Here is a 21,683-nt window from a genome sequence, read left to right on the forward strand (position 1 = left end):
AGGAGCGCACCGTGCCTCCCACCGACGCGAGCGCCGACACCGGCCCCGTCCCCGCCCAACCGGACAGCGCCGCTCCCCGCGCGGCCACCGCGGGGCCCCGGAACTCTTCCTTCGGGTATTTCACCGTCGAGGACGACGACCCGGACAGCGAGGACACACTGGAGCTGTGCCTGCCCGCGGAGTTCGTCGCCCTGCGCGCCGGGGCGACGACCGGCCTCCTCGGCCGACCCGCCACGTGGGGCCCGGTCGTGACCCCGGCCGGCTCCTTCCACTTGATGCCCGTACGCCTTGATCAGGACCTCTCGCTCGTCCACCGCTGGATGAACGATCCGGCCGTCGCCGAGTTCTGGGAGCTGGCCGGGCCCCGGAACCGGACGGAGGACCACCTGCGGGCGCAACTCCACGGGGACGGGCGCAGCGTGCCGTGCCTCGGCGTACTCGACGGCACCCCCATGAGCTACTGGGAGATCTACCGTGCGGACCTGGATCCGCTGGCCCGTCACTACCCGGTCCGCCCGCACGACACCGGGGTCCACCTCCTGGTCGGTGCCGCCGCCGACCGGGGGCGAGGGCTGGGATCCGTCCTGCTCCGAGCCGTGGCCGACCTGATCCTCGACCGGCGTCCCACGTGCGCACGTGTCGTGGCGGAACCCGATCTTCGCAACACCCCCTCCATCGCCGCGTTCCTGAGCGCGGGCTTCCGGTTCGCGGCGGAGGTCGACCTGCCCGACAAGCGGGCCGCCCTCATGATCCGCGACCGGGTCCTGCGCGACGTTCTGTAGCGCCCCGTGACCGGGTGCTCACTGATAGATACGAGTGGCGGATCCGCGGTGTTCCCGCGTCGAAGAAAAAGTTTCGGGCGACCCCCGCCCCCGAGCCGGGGACGGTGCGCCCCGATGCAGACCACCTGCTCCCGTCCGCCCCAGAATCCCGAACTCGGTCGCACTCCACCTCCAGACCACCGCCACCCAGGAGCCCCGCTCGTGAGCCCTCCCCCTGCCCCCGTAACGACCCTCCGTTTGTCAGTGCAGGGTCGTAGGGTGGTCAGGCTATGACGAAGCCCTCCCTCCCCGAACTCCTGCATGCCGCCGTCGCCGCCGTCGGCGGCACGGAGCGCCCCGGCCAGGTGACCATGGCCGAAGCGGTCGCCGAGGCGATCGACGACGGATCCCACCTGCTGGTCCAGGCCGGCACCGGCACCGGAAAGTCGCTCGGCTACCTCGTGCCCGCGCTGGCGCACGGAGAACGGGTGGTGGTCGCGACGGCCACGCTCGCCCTGCAGCGCCAGCTCGTCGAGCGGGACCTGCCGCGCACCGTCGACGCCCTGCACCCGCTGCTGCGCCGCCGCCCGGAGTTCGCGATGCTCAAGGGCAGATCGAACTACCTGTGCCTGCACCGCTTGCACGAGGGCATGCCGCAGGACGAGGAGGAGGGCCTCTTCGACCAGTTCGAGGCCGCGGCGCCCACCAGCAAGCTGGGCCAGGACCTGCTGAGGCTGCGGGACTGGGCCGACGAGACGGAGAGTGGCGACCGGGACGATCTCACCCCGGGCGTCTCGGACCGTGCCTGGGCTCAGGTCTCGGTGTCGTCGCGGGAGTGCCTGGGTGCGTCGAAGTGCGCGTACGGCGCGGAGTGCTTCGCGGAGATGGCCCGTGAGCGGGCCAAGCTCGCCGAGGTCGTGGTCACGAATCACGCGCTGCTGGCCATCGACGCCATCGAGGGTGCCCCGGTGCTGCCCCAGCACGAGGTGCTGATCGTGGACGAGGCGCACGAGCTCGTCTCCCGTGTCACGGGCGTCGCCACCGGCGAACTCACACCCGGCCAGGTCAACCGCGCGGTGCGCCGTGCCGCCAAGCTGGTCAACGAGAAGGCCGCCGATCAACTCCAGACCGCCGCCGAGGGCTTCGAGCGGCTCATGGAACTCGCGCTGCCGGGCCGCCTCGAAGAGATCCCGGAAGACCTCGGCTATGCCCTGATGGCGCTGCGGGACGCCGCCCGCACGGTGATCACCGCGATCGGCACGACGCGCGACAAGTCCGTCCAGGACGAGGACGCGGTCCGCAAGCAGGCGCTGGCCTCGGTGGAGACGGTGCACGACGTGGCGGAGCGGGTCGTGAACGGCTCCGAGTGGGACGTCGTCTGGTACGAGCGGCACGACCGCTTCGGCGCGTCCCTGCGTGTCGCCCCCATGTCGGTCTCCGGTCTGCTCAGGGAGAAGCTGTTCGCCGACCGGGCCGTGGTGCTCACCTCGGCGACGCTCAAGTTGGGCGGCGACTTCAACGGCGTCGGCGCCTCGCTGGGGCTCGGCCCGGAGGGTGCGGAGGGCGAGGACCTGCCGAAGTGGAAGGGCGTCGACGTCGGCTCACCCTTCGACTACCGCAAGCAGGGCATCCTGTACGTCGCCAAGCATCTGGCCCGTCCCGCGCGCGACGGCGAGCGCTCCGACATGCTGGACGAGCTGACCGAGCTGATCCAGGCGGCCGGCGGGCGCACTCTCGGCCTGTTCTCGTCCATGCGGGCCGCTCAGCTCGCCGCGGAGGAGCTGCGTTCCCGGATCCCCGAGTTCCCCATCCTGCTCCAGGGCGAGGAGACGCTCGGCGAACTGATCAAGAACTTCGCGGCCGACCCGAAGACGTGTCTCTTCGGCACGCTGTCGCTGTGGCAGGGCGTGGACGTCCCGGGCCCCAGCTGCCAGCTGGTCGTCATGGACAAAATTCCGTTCCCGCGACCCGACGATCCGCTGATGAGCGCGCGCCAGAAGGCGGTGGAGGAGGCGGGGGGCAACGGCTTCATGGCGGTGGCCGCGACCCACGCGGCCCTGCTCATGGCGCAGGGCGCCGGCCGTCTCGTCCGGGCCTCCGGCGACCGGGGCGTGGTCGCCGTACTGGACCAGCGGCTGGCCACCGCGCGCTACGGCGGCTATCTGAAGGCGTCACTGCCGGACTTCTGGTACACCACGGACCGTAACCAGGTCCGCAAGTCGCTCGCCGCGATCGACGCGGTGGCGAAGCAGGCGGAGGCGCAGCCGGTGGCTGCCAAGTGATCGCGGGGTAGCCCGACCCCGATCGGCGCCGGTCGGGGTCGTCGGGCCACCCGGCGACGCGATACGGCCCCACGGCGCCCATGACCCACAAGGCTGCACGACACACGCAGGGCCTCGGGCAGGCAGATGCACGGCGTCGGACGTACACAGGGCAGGGCCTCCGACAGGCACATGCACGGCGTCGGACGTACACAGGGCGGGCCTCGGACGGACGCACGCACGGCGTCGGACATACGCAGGGCCCCGGAACCGGCGCAGGGGTCCCGGGGCCCGGTCAGGGAGCGAGCCGGCCGGCCCGCCCGCCGCGGGTGTCACACGCGGCGCAGCACGGCGACGACCTTGCCCAGGATGGTGGCGTCGTCGCCGGGGATCGGCTCGTAGGCCGCGTTGTGCGGGAGGAGCCACACGTGGCCGTCCTCGCGCTTGAAGCGCTTGACGGTGGCTTCGCCGTCGAGCATGGCGGCGACGATGTCGCCGTTCTCGGCGACCGGCTGGCGGCGGACGGTGACCCAGTCACCGTCGCAGATCGCGGCCTCGATCATCGAGTCGCCGACGACCTTGAGGACGAACAGTTCGCCGTCACCGACGAGCTGGCGGGGGAGAGGGAAGACGTCCTCGACGGACTCCTCCGCGAGGATCGGGCCACCGGCGGCGATGCGGCCGACCAGCGGGACGTACGACGCGGCGGGCTTGCCGGCGGTGTCCGTGGGCTGCACGGTGACGGCCTGGTCGGATCCGCGCACCTCGTACGCGCGCGGGCGGTGCGGGTCGCGGCGCAAGAAGCCCTTGCGCTCCAGCGCCATCAGCTGATGGGCGACCGAGGACGTGCTGGAGAGGCCGACGGCCTGGCCGATCTCCCGCATCGACGGCGGGTAACCGCGCCGCTGTACGGAATCCCTGATGACCTCGATCACCCGGCGCTGCCGGTCGGTGAGTCCGGAGCTGTCCGCCCGGATGCCTGGAGGTCGGCCCGGCAGGGAGCGCTTGTGTCCCTCGGGATTCGTGGCTTCATTCATCGCGTGTACCGGCTCGACTCGGCCCAGGGAGCGGTCCTGGGCGGTGATGGTGGCACTGTCTGCGGTGGTGGTCACGTCGGCCCCTCTCGATGGTCTCCCTGCTGGACAACGGTAGTTGCTTTCGAAAGGTTGCGCCAAACACACGTTCGAGTGAAAAAGTGCGTTTCACCTGACGCGATCATGTGTCTGGGTGTATTGCTAACGCGATACTTGGCGGACAAAAGCGCCTATTGTTGTACTTGTCGCCGCCGGGGTGTGTCGGCCTCGTGGGCCGCGCCCCAGTCTGCCATCCGGAATCCCGCAGTCCGTGATCCGGGGTCCTTTCTGCGCGGGAGTGCCACGCCTCCTCCCTGTGGCGCCCACGGTATCCCCGCAAGCGTCGCGGCGACACTGCTCGGCCCCGCGTGTCTCCGCCGGCCGCCGACCGTGCCCGGGGCGGCCCCTCCGGTGCGACACGCGTATCTGCCTCGCTGTGTGAGCCAATCCCCACATCTAGTGGTTGGATGGCTACCGCAGCCCAGAAGTTGTGGTCCCCCGGGTCTGAGAAGCCTCGGCGATCCCCTATGCTTAGGGCTGCTTCGCGGGACCTGTGGGTCCTGTGAGGCTGACGAGTCTGCTGTGAGGAGGGTTGGAGAACATGCACTGCCCCTTCTGCAGGCACCCCGACAGCCGTGTGGTCGACAGTCGTACGACCGACGACGGCACGTCCATCCGCAGGCGCCGCCAGTGCCCTGACTGCTCCCGTCGTTTCACGACCGTGGAGACGTGCTCGCTCATGGTGGTCAAGCGGTCCGGAGTCACCGAGCCGTTCAGCCGCACCAAGATCATCAACGGTGTGCGCAAGGCCTGCCAGGGACGGCCTGTCACGGAGGACGCGCTCGCCCAGCTCGGCCAGCGGGTCGAGGAGGCGGTGCGTGCGACCGGAAGCGCCGAGCTGACCACCCACGACGTGGGTCTGGCCATACTCGGTCCGTTGCAGGAGCTCGACCTCGTCGCCTATCTGCGGTTCGCCTCCGTCTACCGGGCGTTCGACTCGCTCGACGACTTCGAGGCCGCCATCGCGGAGCTGAGGGAGGCGACGGGAGGCCCCGCCGCGAACGAGGAAGACGCGGGAGCGGGGAGCCAGGAAGACGATCGCGGGCCCGGCGGGACCACCCAGGTCCCCGTGCCCGCCCGCGCCGCCGACTGACCGGAGGGCCGGAAACCGGCAGGAGACCCGGATTCCGGCCGGGAGGCGGCGAACGAAGACCTGTTGCGGGTGGCAGCTGAGGGTGCCCGCAACGCATGACAGGAACACGTGCCCATGGGAACAAATGGGCATTTCAGGGCGTTTTTGCCCGTACAGGGAGGCGGCATGACAGAGACGGCGAGCGGTCCGGCACGAGGTTCCCGAGCCAAGGGCGCCAAGACCACCAAGGGACTGCGTGTCGAGCGCATCCACACCACCCCCGGCGTACACCCGTACGACGAGGTGTCGTGGGAGCGCCGTGACGTCGTCATGACCAACTGGCGCGACGGCTCGGTCAACTTCGAGCAGCGTGGCGTCGAGTTCCCCGACTTCTGGTCGGTGAACGCGGTCAACATCGTCACCAGCAAGTACTTCCGGGGCGCCGTCGGCACCCCGCAGCGCGAGACCAGCCTCAAGCAGCTGATCGACCGCATCGTGAAGACGTACCGGAAGGCCGGTGAGGACTACAAGTACTTCGCCTCGCCCGCCGACGCCGAGATCTTCGAGCACGAGCTGGCGTACGCCCTCCTGCACCAGATCTTCAGCTTCAACAGTCCCGTCTGGTTCAACGTCGGCACCCCGCAGCCCCAGCAGGTCTCCGCCTGCTTCATCCTGTCCGTCGACGACTCCATGGAGTCGATCCTCGACTGGTACAAGGAAGAGGGCATGATCTTCAAGGGCGGCTCCGGCGCCGGCCTGAACCTCTCCCGCATCCGCTCCTCCAAGGAGCTGCTGTCCTCCGGCGGCAACGCCTCCGGCCCGGTCTCCTTCATGCGCGGCGCCGACGCCTCCGCCGGCACCATCAAGTCCGGTGGTGCCACCCGCCGCGCCGCCAAGATGGTCGTGCTCGACGTCGACCACCCCGACATCGAGGACTTCATCGAGACCAAGGTCAAGGAAGAGGAGAAGATCCGCGTCCTGCGCGACGCGGGCTTCGACATGGACCTGGGCGGCGACGACATCACGTCCGTCCAGTACCAGAACGCCAACAACTCGGTCCGTGTGAACGACGAGTTCATGACGGCGGTCGAGAACGGCGGCAAGTTCGGCCTGCGCGCCCGCATGACCGGTGAGGTCATCGAAGAGGTCGAGGCCAAGGCCCTGTTCCGCAAGATCGCCGAGGCCGCCTGGGCCTGCGCCGACCCGGGCATCCAGTACGACGACACCATCAACAACTGGCACACCTGCCCCGAGTCCGGCCGGATCACCGCGTCGAACCCGTGCAGCGAGTACATGCACCTGGACAACACGTCCTGCAACCTGGCCTCGCTGAACCTGATGAAGTTCCTGAAGGACGACGGCAAGGGCAACCAGTCCTTCGAGACCGAGCGCTTCCAGAAGGTCGTCGAGCTGGTCATCACCGCGATGGACATCTCGATCTGCTTCGCGGACTTCCCGACCCAGAAGATCGGCGAGAACACGCGCGCGTTCCGCCAGCTCGGCATCGGCTACGCCAACCTCGGCGCCCTGCTGATGGCCACCGGCCACGCGTACGACTCCGACGGCGGCCGCGCCCTGGCCGGCGCCATCACCTCCCTGATGACGGGTACGGCCTACCGCCGCTCCGCCGAGCTGGCCGCTGTCGTCGGCACCTACGACGGCTACGCCCGCAACGCCGACGCCCACAACCGCGTCATGAAGCAGCACGCCGACGCCAACGGCACGGCCGTCCGCATGGACGACCTGGACACCCCGGTGTGGGCCGCCGCCACGGAGGCCTGGCAGGACGTCCTGCGTCTCGGCGAGAAGAACGGTTTCCGTAACTCCCAGGCGTCCGTCCTCGCGCCGACCGGCACCATCGGCCTCGCGATGTCGTGCGACACCACCGGTGTCGAGCCCGACCTGGCGCTGGTGAAGTTCAAGAAGCTGGTCGGCGGCGGCTCGATGCAGATCGTCAACGGCACCGTCCCGCAGGCCCTGCGCCGCCTGGGCTACCAGGAGGAGCAGATCGAGGCGATCGTCGCCCACATCGCCGAGCACGGCAACGTGATCGACGCCCCCGGCCTGAAGCACGAGCACTACGAGGTGTTCGACTGCGCCATGGGCGAGCGCGCCATCTCCCCGATGGGCCACGTCCGCATGATGGCCGCGATCCAGCCGTGGATCTCCGGCGCCATCTCCAAGACGGTCAACATGCCGGAGACGGCGACCGTCGAGGAGGTCGAGGAGATCTACTTCGAGGCCTGGAAGCTGGGCGTCAAGGCACTCGCGATCTACCGCGACAACTGCAAGGTCGGCCAGCCGCTCTCCGCGAAGACCAAGGAGAAGGAGAAGGCCGAGGTCACCGAGAAGGCCGAGGAGACCATCCGGGCCGCGGTCGAGAAGGTCGTCGAGTACCGCCCGGTCCGCAAGCGCCTCCCGAAGGGACGTCCCGGCATCACCACGTCCTTCACCGTCGGAGGTGCCGAGGGTTACATGACCGCCAACTCCTACCCGGACGACGGTCTCGGCGAGGTCTTCCTGAAGATGTCCAAGCAGGGCTCCACCCTCGCGGGCATGATGGACGCCTTCTCCATCGCCGTCTCCGTCGGTCTGCAGTACGGCGTGCCGCTGGAGACGTACGTCTCGAAGTTCACCAACATGCGCTTCGAGCCGGCCGGTATGACGGACGACCCGGACGTCCGGATGGCGCAGTCGATCGTCGACTACATCTTCCGCCGTCTGGCGCTGGACTTCCTGCCCTTCGAGACCCGCTCCGCGCTCGGCATCCACTCCGCCGAGGAGCGTCAGCGGCACCTGGAGACCGGCTCCTACGAGCCGGCCGAGGACGAGGTCGACGTCGAGGGTCTGGCCCAGTCGGCCCCGCGCGCCCAGGAGCTGAAGGCGGTCGCCACGCCGAAGGCCGAGGCCGAGACGGCCAAGCCCGCGCCGAGGCAGGCGCACACCAGCGCGGAGCTCGTGGAGATGCAACTGGGCATCCAGGCGGACGCCCCGCTGTGCTTCTCCTGCGGTACGAAGATGCAGCGGGCCGGTTCCTGCTACATCTGCGAGGGCTGCGGCTCGACCAGCGGCTGCAGCTGATGACACGCCGTTCCTGAAGTAAGGGGCGCCGGCCCATGGTCGGCGCCCCTTACCGGTACGGGCCCCAGGACCCTCAGGACGGGTGTGCCCTGCCCATCACCCGGGTGAAGGTGGCCGGGTCCTCGTCGAAGCCTCGCACACCGGGACGGAACGTCCATTCCTCCGACTCCCGGACGAACTCGGCGATCGTGGCGGCCGTCGACCCGAGGACCGACGCGAAGCCGTCCTCGGCGAGCACGGTGTACCCCTCACGGATGCGTACGGCGGGGTTCAGCACCTGGGCGAACGTCTTGTGTCCGGGCCGCTGTTGGATGACGACACCCACCACCACGCGCGCGTAGCGGTCGCTGAGGCGGTCCAGTTCGAGCGTCATGACCTCGTCCCAGCCGAAGCCCCTGCCGTCCGTGCTGTCGCGGTTGAGGAGGATCGTGCCGTCCGGCGAGCGGCTGTCGAAGTGCACCAGATAGGCCGGATCCCCGTACGGGTCGCCCGACAGGAACGTCCCGGCGACGATGTCGAGATCCGTCGGCGGCCGACCCGCCGGACTGGGGTCCCACTTGAGCGCGACCTCGACCTTGCGGATTCCCTTGCTGAAGCCGGTCACCAGGCCTTCCCTTCCCCCTGTGGCTCGCTCGACCCCAACTCCCCATCGGGCGGGGTTCCTTGCCGTCCATCGTCCCACGCGCGCGGGGGCGCGTGCGCGGGCGATCTCCGCCGGAGCGTGACCGACGCCACGCCCGGTGGCCTTACGATGGCGCGGTGCTGGTCAAGTGGATTCGCTGCACCGTGGTGGACCGCCGGGGGTTCGAGCGGGGGCAGCGAAAATGGGCGGGGCTTCTGGGGGAGCCGGGATTTCGGGGACAGGGCGGGGGCTGGAGCCGGCAGCGGGCGGGAGTGGCGCACATCTTCACCTTCTGGGAGAGCCGTGCCTTCTACGACTCCTTCATGGCCCGTTCCCACGACCGCCTGGCCGCCGCCCAGTCCGGCACGTTCAAGGACGCCCAGGTCAAGTTGTTCGAGTACCGCTTCGACGTGAAGACGGGCTTCGAGCCGAGGTTCACCGACGCCGATCTGATCCGCGTGGCCCTGTGCCGGATCCATGAGGAGCGCGTGGAGCACTTCACGCTCATGCAGGAGAAGGTCTGGAATCCCGCGATGGCGGGTTCGCCCGGCATGATCCGCGGCATGTTCGCGGAGGCCGCGGAGCAGGAGTTCCTGATCCTGTCGATGTGGCGGTCGGCGGCCGAGCACGGGAAGTACCGCACGGAGCGTGTGGAGCGTCTCGCCCTGCGTGCCCAGACCGAGGCGGACATCGCGGCGCTCTCCGGCGACATCGTGGACCTGGAGCCGTCCTGGACGGTCTGACGTGGTGGTCCGACCAACCGGCGACCTGCCCGGAACCGCGGGTGAGGCTGGTGCGGAAGCGGCCCCGGACGACGGCAGGCGTGTGACCTACGCCGTATAGGGGCCCCATGAGTGCTCGACTCACCATGCTTCGAACTAGGGTTTTGGCATGGCACGACCACGGCGCATCGTCCTTGTCCGACACGGCGAGTCCACGGGCAACGCCGACGACTCCGTGTACGAGCGCGAGCCCGACCACGCTCTCGCGCTGACCGAGCGCGGCTGGCGGCAGGCGGAGGAGACCGGCAAGCGGCTCCGCGAGGTCTTCGGCCGGGAACGCGTGAGCGTGTACGTCTCCCCCTACCGCCGCACCCACGAGACGCTCCGCGCCTTCCACCTCGACCCCGATCTCATACGCGTCCGGGAGGAGCCCAGGCTGCGCGAGCAGGACTGGGGCAACTGGCAGGACCGCGACGACGTACGCCTGCAGAAGGCCTACCGCGACGCGTACGGCCACTTCTTCTTCCGGTTCCCGCAGGGTGAGTCCGGCGCCGACGTGTACGACCGGGTCGGTGGCTTCCTGGAGAGCCTGTTCCGCAGCTTCGAGGCCCCCGACCACCCGCCGAACGTCCTGCTGGTGACCCACGGGCTGGCGATGCGGCTGTTCTGCATGCGCTGGTTCCACTGGACGGTCGCGGAATTCGAGTCACTGTCCAACCCCGGGAACGCCGAGATGCGGATGCTCGTTCTGGGAGAGGACGGCAAGTACACACTCGACCGGCCCTTCGAGCGCTGGCGGGAACCGGTGCCGTACTGGGTGAACGGATAGAGTGGCAGGGCGATGACCGCTGACTCCTCTTCCCTGGTACGCCTGGAACGCGCCCTGGCGAGCCTGCGCGGACTGGCCGTGGGGGACGCGCTGGGCTCCCAGTTCTTCGTTCCCGCGCACTACCCCCTGCTGAAGCGCCGCGAGCTGCCCGCAGGCCCCTGGCAGTGGACGGACGACACCGAGATGGCCTGCTCCGTGGTCGCCGTCCTCGCCACCCATCACCGCATCGACCAGGACGCGCTCGCACGCTCCTTCGCCGAGCACCACGACTTCGACCGGGGCTACGGCCCCGCCGTCAACCGGCTGCTGCGGCTCGTCCGGGAAGGCGAGGACTGGCGCCGGCTGGCCGCCGGGCTCTTCAACGGCCAGGGGTCCTGGGGCAACGGCGCGGCGATGCGGATCGCGCCCCTGGGCGCCTGGTACGCGGACGACCCCGAGCAGGCGACCCATCAGGCGGAGATCTCGGCCTACACCACGCACCAGCACCGGGAAGCCGTGGTCGGGGCCATGGCCGTGGCCGCGGCGGCAGCCATGGTGGGCTCACCCGACGGGCCGCCCGCCCCGGAGGCACTGCTCGACGGCGTCATCGCGCTCGTCCCGAAGAGCGCGGTCGGCCAGGGGCTGCGCCGTGCCCGCGACATGCTCGACTACGGCGACGCCGGCACCGTCGCCGCCGTCCTGGGCTGCGGGCGCCGTACGACGGCCCATGACACCGTTCCCTTCGCCCTCTGGTCCGCCGCGCGTTCTCTCGGTGACTACGCATCGGCGTTCTGGACCACCGCCCAGGTGGGTGGGGACGTCGACACGACCTGCGCGATCGTGGGAGGCGTGCTGGCCGCGGGCAAGGCCGGGGCGCCGCCCGCGGAGTGGGTGCGGCACACCGAGGCACTGCCGGACTGGGTGCCCACCGGGGCTGACGGCTTCCCTCCGATGCCTTCCGCCTGACGGCTTTCGCCGGCTCGGCGTCGGCGAGCAGAAACTCTCCGTGCCCGACGGGAACTCAGCGTGACCGTTGTCCGTTCTTCCGGTATCCGCCGTCCACCTCGTTCGTGGTCGGGCGGGCGGGTGGAGCCGGTGACCGTGACCAGGAGGGACGGAGGGGCGGGAGATGACGTGCACCTTGCCGGGCGCGGGATCGCTGCCGGTGCCCGAGCTGGTTCCGGCTCTGTTCTTCCTGTTGCTCGGCTTGTCCGGGGCGCTGGTGGCCGTGGTGCGGCCGACCGGATCGTCGCGTGTGCCGTCGGTCCCCCGGCGACGATCCGGTCGGCCGCGGCATCGCGCGGCTCCGCCTGGATCAGCCGAGGTGCGGTCCCGCCGTGCCCGCCAGGGAGTCGAGGTCTCCCTTGCGGACCCTGAGCACCAGCCAAGCGGTGAGGAAGCCGAGCGCGGCCATCGCCGCGGCCGGTATGAAGGCCGTGGAGATGCCGTGGGCGAGCACCTCGTGACCCCAGGGCGTGGGCAGCTGGTGCGTCTTGGCGAACTCCGCCTTCTGTTCCGGCGAGGCGTCGGCGAGGAACTTCGGCAGCTGCTTCTCCGCCTCGTGCGTGCTGGCCGATCCGAAGACGGTCGTCAGGATGGACAGCCCGAGCGAACCACCGACCTGCTGCATCGCGTTGAGGAGCCCGGAAGCCGCTCCCGCCTCGTGCGGGGCGACACCCGACACGGCGGTGACGGTGGCCGTCACGAAGTTCAGGCCCATGCCGAAGCCGAACACCAGCATGGGACCCAGCACCCCGCCCACGTAGGTGCTGTCGGGCCGGATGAAGGTCTGCCAGACCAGCCCGGTGACCACCAGCGCGGACCCGCCCATCATGAACGGCTTGGGGCCCAGTACGGGCAGGAGGCGCTGGGACAGGCCCGCCCCCACCGCGATCGCGGCGGTCACGGGAAGGAAGGCGAGACCGGCCTTGATGGCGCTGTAGCCGAGCACGTTCTGCACGAACAGCACGATGTAGAAGAACATGCCGAACATCGCCGCGGCCAGGCTCAGCATGATCACGTACGTGCCCCAGCGGTTCCGGTCGGCGAACATCCTGAGCGGGGTGATCGGCTCCTTCGCCCGCATCTCGGTGAAGACGAAGGCGAACAGGAGGACCACGGCCGCGCCGAAGGAGCCCAGGGTGAGGCCGTCCCGCCAGCCGTCCTCAGCGGCGCGTATGAACCCGTACACCAGAGACGCCATACCGACCGTGGAGGTCAGCGCACCGGTGAGGTCGAAGCGTCCGGGATGCCGCTCGGACTCGTTGATGTACAGCGGTGCGAGCGAGGCGATCAGCACCCCGATGGGCACGTTGACGAACAGCACCCACCGCCAGTCGAGCCAGTCGGTGAGCATGCCGCCCGCGAGCAGACCGATGGCGCCACCGCCCGCGGAGACGGCGGCGAAGACTCCGAAGGCCCGGTTCCGTTCGGGACCTTCGGGGAACGTCGTGGTGATCAGCGCCAGCGACGTGGGCGATGCGATCGCGCCACCCACACCCTGCAGGGCCCGTGCGGCCAGCAGTTGCCAGGGTTCCTGGGCCAGACCGCCCAGCAACGACGCGAAGGTGAACAGCAGGATGCCGGCCATGAACACCCGGCGGCGGCCGAGGATGTCCCCGGCCCGGGCACCGAGCAGCAGCAGACCACCGAAGGTGAGCGTGTAGGCGCTGACCACCCAAGTCAGGTCGGTGGTGCTGAACTTGAGCGCCTCTTGAATGTGCGGGAGCGCGATATTCACAATCGTCGCGTCGAGTACCACCATGAGTTGGCAAGCCGCGATGACGGTGAGTGCGATGCCGGGATGCCCCTCCCGGCGGGCCACGCCCGGTTTCTGTTCGTCCTTGAGCAGCTGAGAGGTCGTCACTGTGGGTCCCCCATACAGGCTTTAGTGAACGCTCGCGTTCACTTCCGCGTCCACGGTAGTGAGTCCCCAACAGTGAACGCAAGCGTTCACTTAATCGTGCGCCCCGTTCCGCGTCCCCCTGTTGCTGCGGCACGGCGCCACCCCGCCCCGGAATCCCCGCTTCCCTTGCATGTTGGAGAAACACAGATGGTTACCTCGCGCTGGACGGCCGCCCCTGACCGGACGGCTTCCCCCCGTCGGCGCGGTGCTGTGCTGGAGCGTGCGATCCTGGACGCCGCTCTGGAGCAGCTCAGCACGGTCGGCTGGAAGGGTCTGACCATGGAGGGTGTCGCGGCCGGCGCCCAGACCGGCAAGGCCGCGGTCTACCGCCGCTGGCCCTCCAAGGAGGATCTGGTCGCCGACGCCCTGGTGTCCGGACTGCCCCGGGTGGAGAAGGCCCCGGACCTCGGGAGCGTGCGCGAGGACCTGCTCACCCTGTGCCGGCAGGTGCGGCAGATCATGTACTCCCGGCCCGGGGTCGCGCTGCGTTCAGTGATTCACGAGTGCGATCATGTGCAAGTGGAGCGCTTCGAAGGAGTGATCTTCGGGACCGTGGTTGAGCCGACCGTCAAGCTGCTCCGGGAGGTCATCACTCGTGGAATAGAGCGGGGAGAGGTCCGCTCGGATGCCGCCAACGGGTACGTCTTCGATGCCATCCCGGCCATGATGATGTACCGGTCGAAGATGTGCGCGAGCGAATGGAGCGATCAGGATCTCGAAGAGATGATCGACCAGTTGATGCTCCCGCTGCTGCGGCCCTACGCGTCCTGATCCGCCGCGCCGGCACTCCCGGCGCCGGCCGGACGACCGGGGTGTCGCGAGGCGATCCCGGCGGCGTACGCTAAGGGCGCCATGCCGTACGAACCACCTACTCACACCGTCGAGCGCTCCCTGCGCGCCACGACCGGAGCGAAGGTCATTGCCGGTGTCGACGAGGTGGGGCGCGGCGCCTGGGCCGGTCCCGTCACCGTCTGCGCGGCGATCACCGGACTCCGCCGCCCGCCCGAGGGGCTGACCGACTCCAAGCTGCTGACGATCAAGCGCCGTACGGAACTCGCTCTGATCCTGCAGTCATGGGTGACGGCCTACGCGCTGGGGCATGCTTCCCCGGAGGAGATCGACGACCTGGGGATGACGGCCGCGCTGCGGCTCGCCGCGGTCCGCGCTCTGGACGCCCTGCCGGTCCGCCCCGACGCCGTCATCCTCGACGGGAAGCACGACTACCTCGGCGACCCCTGGCAGGTGCGCACGGTGATCAAGGGTGATCGGTCGTGCGTGGCCGTCGCGGCGGCGTCGGTGATCGCCAAGGTCCAGCGCGACAAAATGATGGCCGAACTGGGTATCGACCATGCAGACTTCGGATTCGCGGACAACGCCGGGTATCCGTCGCCCGTGCACAAGGCCGCACTGGCGGAGTGGGGGCCCACCCCGCACCACCGATTGTCGTGGGCGTATCTTGATGCGTTGCCTCAGTGGCGGCACCTCAAGAAGGTCCGCAACTGGGCGGACGGAAGCGTTCCGGAAATCGAGGGTCAGCTCGTTCTCGATTTCTGACGGTTCCGCTCGCACCGATGTGCCACCCGGTCATCCGCGCCGCACCAACGTTTGATAAATATCAGCTCATGCCTCTCATTCCCGAGGAGCCTCAGATTCACGAGAGTGCCCAGGGTCCCCGCGCCACTCCGGCCAGCGGCCGTACCGCGCCGACCCCCCGCCCCGTACCCGGCCCCCGCCCCGCGGCTCCGTCCCGCCCCGGTCGTCCCGGCCCTCTGCGGCCCACGCCGCCGGTGCAGCGCACGCCGCGTGACGTGGCTCCGGCCAAGCCTGGCCCCTCCGGCCCGGCCGCTCCCGCCGCCACCGCGGCGACCCCGCAGATCCAGCTGATCCCGGCTTCGGCCGAGGGCGCGCTCGACGCCGCCGAGGAGGCCGTGGACCTGCTCCTGGACTCGGGCCGCGCCCCCGGCGACGTGCTCGTGATCACCACCGGTGCCCAGCACCCGTGGGCAGAGCACGAGTTGTCCTTCGGCGAGACGTCCTACTGGGCGCAGCATGACGCCGGCGACGACGTCTTCTACGCGGACGCCGCCGTCGCCTCCCGCGCCGCGTCGCGCCCGGTGGTCGTCGTGGCCGTCAATGGAGGACCCGCGTCCGCCGCTGCCACCGCCCTTCCGCTGGCCCACTCCCGGGCCGGTGCCCTGCTGATCGTCTGCGGCGACCCGCAGCAGATCAACTCGGTGCTGGGCGCCGGCGTCTGAGCCGCGTCCGGTGCCTCGGGTCACCGGGGTGCCGAGGGGGCCGCTCCGGCGGAGTCCGCACGGTGCGGCTTTTGGCATGCCCGCACGCAGGCCGCGGCAGCGCCGCTGACAGGGCGGCTCCCCGAGGGACCACTTGAGAGCGGGACCCGGAGGGCCCGGCACGCCTGATCCGGGTCGCCACAGCGGCGGACGCATGCCGGGCCGGATGGAGTGTTCCGCCCGTTTGGCCGCGGCCGAGGCCGAGGCCGAGGCCGAGGCCGGGCGACCGCGCCGGGCCGCTTCCCGAGTTGATCTGGCCGGAGTGGTCTCTTTCCGCTGGACCAACGCGTGAGCCCGTGGGTGTCCCCGGCGCCGCTCGCGACAGACGACCGCTCGGCTCGGGCATCGCACACCGGGCACCGACTGCTGGCCGGCCACCTGCTGTGTGCAGCCCGGCCGGCCGTTGCGTGGGTGCGGCCCGGCTGGTTGTGGCGCCCGTGCGGCACGGCCGGTCGCGGCGATGGGGTGACCCGGCTGTCGGACCGTTCGTGGCCTTCGTGGCGTTTGCGGCGTTTTCGCGGCGTTCGTGCAGCCCGGTCGGCGGCACGAACCGTCATACCGCCGGCGCAGCGCTACTCGGCGACCTCAGCGAGCCGCAGCCCGGCGCAGCACCTCTGAGACCGGGCCGCCGGTGCGCGGTACGAACGGCGGGGCCTCCGCCGTGGCGAAGGGCTCCGGAGCCGAGTGAGCGTTGGGCCGGCGTCCGCCGCGCCCTTCGCCGAGCACCTGCCAGCCGTCATGCGTCAGCGTGATGTACGCCCCGCAGCGCAGCCCGTGCAGCGTGCAGGCATCGCGCAGTCCCCACATCCAGGCGCCGTCCTCCTCGGTCCAACGCGCGTCACCCTCGCGGCAGTAGAGCAGGACTGCCGTGCGCACGGGGGTGCGGCGGCGGAGGTCGTGCGGAATCACCCGCCGCAGCTGGGCCAACAGCGCGTTGCGGAACATCCAGCCGTCGGCGGCAGCCGGACGGCGTGTGAACGAGGCGCTGGCCCGCAGCCGCTCGTCCGGGTCGAGAACCGCCACGATCGCCGTGAGCGGCTTCGGGTGGTGCCGGGCGTGCAGCCCGCTGACGACCTCACGGGGGTTGCGCAGCAGAGGGATTCCGGCAGCGGCCCATTCGGCCGGCTCAAGCAGGCGACTGGCGGAGGCGGCGGACGTGGACGTCGACAACGAGGCCGCCGAGGACGAGGCGAATCCGAAGGTCACGTTCCTCCCTTCGGCTACGCGCCCACACTGCGGGCGAGGTCGGATTCGGGGGAGCGCGCACCGCAGCGGAGCCCAACCGGATCACGGACGAGCCGTGCGGGGAGCGGACCTCAATTCTTCCTGTCGAACTTGGCTGCGGCAACGAGCAATTGGCACCGCCGACTGTTATCTGGTGGTGCGTGGCTTATATCCCTACCCAAAGGTTCGGCTGATGACGCCTGGAGTGCTCGGTCGCCGCCCGTCGGGCCACCGTGAGTGACTGCGCGGTCGTTCCTGAGCTGTGGAGTCCGACGGCGAACCGTCGCTCAATCCGGGGAAGCGAGAGCGGGCGGCGGCACGCCGCTCACTCCTGGAGATCGCCACTGAGCTGGGCTCGGCGCTCCCGCTGACGGCACCTCGCTCGTCCGTGGACGACGGGACGTAAGGGCGGCGCGTCGGTCAACCCCGGACGGCGAGAAGTGGTCGCGACGCGTCTGTCATCACTGACCGGCGGGAGGTGGTCCGTCGTCGGTTACCTCAGAAGGGCGAAAGGTGGTGGTGCGTGGTTCGTCGGTTGCTCTGAACGGCGAAAGGCGGTCCGTGATTCGTCGGTTGCTCTGAACGGCGAGAGACGGTCCGCGACTCGCCGGTCTCCCCTGCACGGCGAGAGGCGGTCCGCGACTCGCCGGTCTCCGCTGCACGGCGAGACCTGGTCCGCGACACGCCTGTCACCCCTGCACGGCGAGGACCAGCGGCAGTACTCCGCGCGCTCCGGACTTCCGGAGCAGGCGCGCTGCGATCGCAAGTGTCCAGCCCGTCTCCGTGAAGTCGTCGACCAGCAGAACCGGACCGTTCGCCTCGGCGAGTGCCGACGCCAGGTCGGGCGGCACCGTCAACGCGCCGTCGAGGGCCTTCAGCCGCTGCGCGCTGTTGCTGCGCGGCGAGCGGGGAGCGTCCCCGGCGTGCTCCACCGAGCCGAGCAGGGGGAGCCTGCCGACTTCGGCGATCCTGGCGCCCAGCGAGTGGATCAGCAGGGGCCGGCTGCGCGAGGCCAGGGTGACGACGCCCACCGGCCGGGGCGGGGCGTCGGACGCACCGGAGGCCCAGCCGCCGGGGCCTCGCGCCCAGTCGGCCAGGACGTCCACCACAGCTCGCGCCACGTCGTCGGGCACCGCGGTGTCCGGCGTCTGGGGCGCGAGCAGCGGACGCAGGCGGTTTCCCCAGCCGATGTCCGACAGACGTCCCAGCGCCCGTCCGGGCGAGGCCTGTTCCCCCGCCGGGATGCGTCCCTTGAGGTCGATGCCGATGGCCGGCAGGCCGGTCGGCCACATGCGGCGGGGCTCCACTTCCACCCCGGCGCGGCCCAGGTCGCTCCGCGCGGCGTCGAGGGCCGCCGGGGACAGACCCGAGGTGAAGCGCGGTCCGGCACAGTTGTCGCAGCGGCCACAGGGTTTGGCGCCCTCGTCGTCCAGTTGGCGCTGCAGAAACTCCATCCGGCACTCGCTGGTGGTCGCGTACTCGCGCATCGCCTGCTGTTCGGCCGCCCGCTGTCGGGCCACCCACGCATAGCGGTCGGCGTCGTAGGACCACGGCTGCCCGGTCGCGATCCAGCCGCCCTTGACGCGGCGCACCGCCCCATCCACGTCGAGGACCTTCAGCATGGTCTCCAGGCGTGAGCGCCGCAGCTCGACCAGGGGTTCCAGGGCGGGCAGCGACAGGGGTCCGTCCGCGCGGGCCAGGACGTCCAGGGTGCGTCGGACCAGATCTTCGGGGGGGAAGGCCAGCGAGGCGAAGTACTGCCAGATGGCCTCGTCCTCCTTGCCCGGCAGCAGCAGTACCTCCGCGTGGTCGACACCGCGGCCGGCCCTGCCGACCTGCTGGTAGTAGGCGATGGGGGAGGAGGGCGAGCCGAGGTGGACCACGAAACCGAGATCCGGCTTGTCGAAGCCCATGCCGAGCGCGGAGGTGGCGACCAGGGCCTTGACGCGGTTGGCGAGCAGGTCGTCCTCGGCCTGTTGCCGTTCGGCGTTCTCCGTCTTGCCCGTGTACGAGGCCACGGAGTGCCCGCGCTGCCGCAGGAAGGCGGTGACCTCCTCGGCGGCGGCCACGGTGAGCGTGTAGACGATGCCGGAGCCCGGCAGGTCGTCCAGATGGTCGGCGAGCCAGGCCATCCGGTGCGCGGCGTCCGGGAGCCGCAGCACGCCGAGGCTCAGACTCTCCCGGTCCAGCGGTCCGCGCAGGACCAGGGCGTCTGACGTGCCCCCCGTGCCGAGTTGCTCGGCGACGTCCGCGGTCACTCGCGCGTTGGCCGTGGCGGTGGTGGCCAGGACGGGGACCCCGGGCGGGAGGTCGGCGAGCATGGTGCGCAGCCGGCGGTAGTCGGGGCGGAAGTCGTGACCCCAGTCCGAGATGCAGTGGGCCTCGTCCACGACGAGCAGGCCGGTGGCCGCGGACAGCTTGGGCAGGACCTGATCTCGGAAGTCCGGGTTGTTCAGCCGCTCGGGCGAGACGAGCAACACGTCCACGTCGCCCGCCGCGATCTCGGCCTGGACGGCCTCCCACTCCTCGGTGTTGGCGGAGTTGATGGTCCGGGCGTGGATACCGGCCCGGCCGGCGGCATCCACCTGGTTCCGCATGAGAGCGAGCAGCGGCGAGACGATCACCGTGGGCCCGCTTCCTCTGGCCCGCAGCAGCGAGGTCGCCACGAAGTACACCGCGGACTTGCCCCATCCCGTGCGCTGTACGACCAGGGCCCGGCGCCGGTCCGCGACCAGTGCCTCGATCGCCCGCCACTGGTCCTCGCGCAGCCGGGCCGCGCCCGTGGTGTCCCCGACGAGCCGGGCGAGGACGGCGTCCGCCTGCTCCCGGAGATCCGCGTTGCTCGTGTGCTCCATGCGTCCATACAACAGGACGGGACCGACAAACGGGCGGGCCCGAGCCGAGGCTGTGGACAACGCGGACAGCTTGTCGTGTCCCTGATTCGAGTTATCCACAGGCTCAACCGGAATCCCAAGATCCGCGAGATCGTCGGCGCATGACGAATCACAGCGAAACCACCGGACCCTTCGAAAGCGACGACATCTCGGGACACGAACCGGCGGCAGCACCCGCGGACCACGCCACGCAGGTCACGCTGCGCACCCCGGCCGAGCTGGCCGACGCCCTGCCCTACCTCCTCGGCTACCGTCCGGAGGACAGCATGGTGCTCGTCGCCCTGCATGACCACACGGGCCGCCGGGGCAGGTTCGGCGGCCGGGCCCGGCTCGGCATCCCCGCGACCGAGGAGGACTGGGAGGCCGCCGCCCGGCAGCTGGCCCGCGGTCTGGTCACCGGCAGCGAGCGGCGCGGCGCCCGGCCCGAGCGGATGGTGGCCTACGTCTGCCAGGAACCGGGCCCGGGAGAGTCCGGCCGGGACGTCAAACGGCGGCTGGAGAGGCTGGCCCACCTGATGCGGACCGAGTGCGGCAACCTCGACGTGCCGGTCATCGAAGCCCTGTGCATCTCCGACGGCCGCTTCTGGTCCTACTGTTGCCCGGTGCAGGGCTGCTGCCCCGAGGACGGCTCGCCGATGGGCCTTCCCGGCACGTCCGTGCTCGCCGCGGCGGCCACCTACGCCGGCATCCAGGTGCGCGGCACACTGCGGGAGCTGCGCGCCAGGTTGCAGCCGTGGGAGACCACCGCGGCGCTGCAACAGGAGATCGCCCTGGACGCGGCCGGCATGAGCCTGGTGCCCCGCCTCCTGGACGAGACGGCACGTCAGGAGGTGGCGGCGGAGACCCTGGACCTGGCCGAGCGGATCATCCGCCGCTACGGCACCGCGGCTCCGGTCCCCGGCACGCATCCGGCGGACGTGCGCGACGACAACCTCCTCGCGGACGACGAGGCCGCCACGTTGATCCTCGGGCTCCAGGACCGTACGACCCGCGACAGGGCCGCCGCCTGGATGGAGGGAGACGAGGCCGGTCCGGCGCTCCGGCTCTGGCGCGCCCTGGCCCGCCGCTGCGTCGGGCCATACGGTGAGCACGCCTCCGCACCACTGACGCTCGCGGGCTGGGTCGCCTGGTCCATGGGGGATGAACTGGAGGCGAGGGAAGCACTGGCCATGGCCCTGGCCGCCGATCCCGACTACCTCTTCGCCCGTCTGCTGCACCAGGCCTGCAACGAGGGGCTCGACCCCGAGGCGGTCCGCCGCTGCCTGCGCACGGACAACGCGCGGCACACGACGCCGGGCCCGGCGGAGCGAACGGACCCGGCACCGCGAACCGCTCTCACCGAACCCCAGCAGACCCCGGCCCCGGCACCCGCACCCGGCATCCAGGGGGACGAACCGAGCGCAGAGCCCGGCTCCCGGACGGGCAGGCAACGACGGCGCCGTGCGCGCAACGCCGACGGCGACGACGGCCGTCAGACGGCTCGCGTGAAGGCAGGCCGACGCAGGCCCGCCGACACCCGCCCCCGGCGGTCCGCCACCGAGGCCTCCGGGCCCGGCACCCGCAGCCCTCTCACTACGCGCATGCGTGCGGCGGGCCCGGACGACGCCACGACCGGTGGCGCCCGTCCGGACACCGGGCCTGCGCAGACCGAGGAGAACGGATGAGCGTCGGCCGGTGTGCGCCCGGGCAGGTACCGGCCCGCACGGGAACGGCAGCCGGTCCACCGGGCCTGAGCGGAGCCATCTCCGGGGACCCCGGGAGCACACTTCCGGCGAGGCACGAGGCCGACCGGCTCCGGGTGCCTTGTTGGCGGCCCCCGGCGGGCTGGTCGCGTCGCCTCCGGGTGCCTTGGCGGCTCGCTGCGGGCCGGTCGCATCGCCTCTGGGTGCACTGGTGCCCCCCCCGC

Annotated in this window: 16 protein-coding genes; 11 read left to right on the top strand and 5 right to left on the bottom strand. The window is 70.6% G+C overall.

Annotated features, from left to right (window positions below; all coding sequences use genetic code 11):
* Positions 1-11 precede the first annotated feature (11 nt).
* Both ACH4LD_RS04540 and ACH4LD_RS04545 read left to right on the top strand, forming a co-directional pair.
* Positions 12-782, top strand: a complete 771-nt coding sequence (locus ACH4LD_RS04540) for a GNAT family N-acetyltransferase (protein WP_398054546.1) — start codon at positions 12-14, stop codon at positions 780-782.
* A gap of 269 nt (positions 783-1,051) precedes the next feature.
* A complete protein-coding gene (locus ACH4LD_RS04545; RefSeq protein WP_132783365.1) occupies positions 1,052-3,043 on the top strand; it encodes an ATP-dependent DNA helicase in 1,992 nt (663 codons plus the stop codon).
* Positions 3,044-3,354: 311 nt separating this feature from the next.
* On the opposite strand, the gene lexA is transcribed toward ACH4LD_RS04545, so the two are convergent.
* Positions 3,355-4,134: a transcriptional repressor LexA gene (gene lexA / locus ACH4LD_RS04550; RefSeq protein ID WP_058082171.1), complete on the bottom strand. Its 780-nt coding sequence runs from the start codon at positions 4,132-4,134 to the stop codon at positions 3,355-3,357.
* 562 nt (positions 4,135-4,696) lie between these two features.
* On the opposite strand from lexA, the gene nrdR reads away from it, so the two are divergent.
* Complete coding sequence (gene nrdR / locus ACH4LD_RS04555) at positions 4,697-5,248, top strand: transcriptional regulator NrdR (RefSeq protein ID WP_132783364.1); 552 nt, start codon at positions 4,697-4,699, stop codon at positions 5,246-5,248.
* Between the two features lie 165 nt (positions 5,249-5,413).
* Entirely contained in the window at positions 5,414-8,308 is a 2,895-nt protein-coding gene (locus ACH4LD_RS04560; RefSeq protein WP_132783363.1) for a vitamin B12-dependent ribonucleotide reductase, read from the top strand.
* A gap of 73 nt (positions 8,309-8,381) precedes the next feature.
* Here ACH4LD_RS04560 and ACH4LD_RS04565 read toward each other — a convergent pair whose 3' ends face one another.
* The gene (locus ACH4LD_RS04565; RefSeq protein ID WP_398054545.1) at positions 8,382-8,912 is read right to left on the bottom strand and encodes a TerD family protein; all 531 of its coding nucleotides are present in this window, start codon (positions 8,910-8,912) and stop codon (positions 8,382-8,384) included.
* Positions 8,913-9,067: 155 nt separating this feature from the next.
* On the opposite strand from ACH4LD_RS04565, the gene ACH4LD_RS04570 reads away from it, so the two are divergent.
* From ACH4LD_RS04570 to ACH4LD_RS04580, 3 genes are all read left to right on the top strand, one after another.
* Positions 9,068-9,673, top strand: a complete 606-nt coding sequence (locus tag ACH4LD_RS04570; RefSeq protein ID WP_132783361.1) for a YdbC family protein — start codon at positions 9,068-9,070, stop codon at positions 9,671-9,673.
* Between the two features lie 148 nt (positions 9,674-9,821).
* Positions 9,822-10,481 (top strand): histidine phosphatase family protein, encoded by a 660-nt coding sequence (locus ACH4LD_RS04575; protein WP_103815923.1) that lies wholly within the window; start codon positions 9,822-9,824, stop codon positions 10,479-10,481.
* Positions 10,482-10,493: 12 nt separating this feature from the next.
* On the top strand, positions 10,494-11,426 hold the full coding sequence (locus ACH4LD_RS04580; protein WP_398054544.1) for an ADP-ribosylglycohydrolase family protein: 933 nt from the start codon (positions 10,494-10,496) through the stop codon (positions 11,424-11,426).
* 349 nt (positions 11,427-11,775) lie between these two features.
* Here ACH4LD_RS04580 and ACH4LD_RS04585 read toward each other — a convergent pair whose 3' ends face one another.
* Positions 11,776-13,326, bottom strand: a complete 1,551-nt coding sequence (locus tag ACH4LD_RS04585) for an MFS transporter (protein ID WP_398054543.1) — start codon at positions 13,324-13,326, stop codon at positions 11,776-11,778.
* Between the two features lie 186 nt (positions 13,327-13,512).
* Here ACH4LD_RS04585 and ACH4LD_RS04590 point away from each other — a divergent pair, with 186 nt between their 5' ends.
* The 3 genes from ACH4LD_RS04590 (at position 13,513) to ACH4LD_RS04600 (ending at position 15,620) form a co-directional block, all read left to right on the top strand.
* Positions 13,513-14,136, top strand: a complete 624-nt coding sequence (locus ACH4LD_RS04590) for a TetR/AcrR family transcriptional regulator (RefSeq protein WP_165951505.1) — start codon at positions 13,513-13,515, stop codon at positions 14,134-14,136.
* An 81-nt stretch (positions 14,137-14,217) separates the two neighbouring features.
* Entirely contained in the window at positions 14,218-14,919 is a 702-nt protein-coding gene (locus ACH4LD_RS04595) for a ribonuclease HII (protein ID WP_132783356.1), read from the top strand.
* Positions 14,920-14,987: 68 nt separating this feature from the next.
* Positions 14,988-15,620 carry a hypothetical protein gene (locus ACH4LD_RS04600; RefSeq protein WP_103815928.1) on the top strand — a complete coding sequence of 211 codons (633 nt, stop codon included), beginning with the start codon at positions 14,988-14,990 and terminating at the stop codon, positions 15,618-15,620.
* 624 nt (positions 15,621-16,244) lie between these two features.
* Here the strand turns inward: ACH4LD_RS04600 and ACH4LD_RS04605 are convergent.
* Together ACH4LD_RS04605 and ACH4LD_RS04610 are read right to left on the bottom strand one after the other, a co-directional pair.
* Positions 16,245-16,865 (bottom strand): hypothetical protein, encoded by a 621-nt coding sequence (locus ACH4LD_RS04605; RefSeq protein WP_132783354.1) that lies wholly within the window; start codon positions 16,863-16,865, stop codon positions 16,245-16,247.
* A gap of 707 nt (positions 16,866-17,572) precedes the next feature.
* Positions 17,573-19,738, bottom strand: a complete 2,166-nt coding sequence (locus ACH4LD_RS04610; RefSeq protein WP_398054542.1) for a RecQ family ATP-dependent DNA helicase — start codon at positions 19,736-19,738, stop codon at positions 17,573-17,575.
* A 140-nt stretch (positions 19,739-19,878) separates the two neighbouring features.
* Here ACH4LD_RS04610 and ACH4LD_RS04615 point away from each other — a divergent pair, with 140 nt between their 5' ends.
* Positions 19,879-21,441, top strand: coding sequence for a DUF4192 domain-containing protein (locus tag ACH4LD_RS04615; protein ID WP_398054541.1), 1,563 nt, complete (start codon positions 19,879-19,881; stop codon positions 21,439-21,441).
* The last annotated feature ends 242 nt before the right edge of the window (positions 21,442-21,683 follow it).

It is taken from the genome of Streptomyces sp. NPDC017676 (assembly GCF_044329325.1).
Taxonomy (GTDB): Bacteria; Actinomycetota; Actinomycetes; order Streptomycetales; family Streptomycetaceae; genus Streptomyces.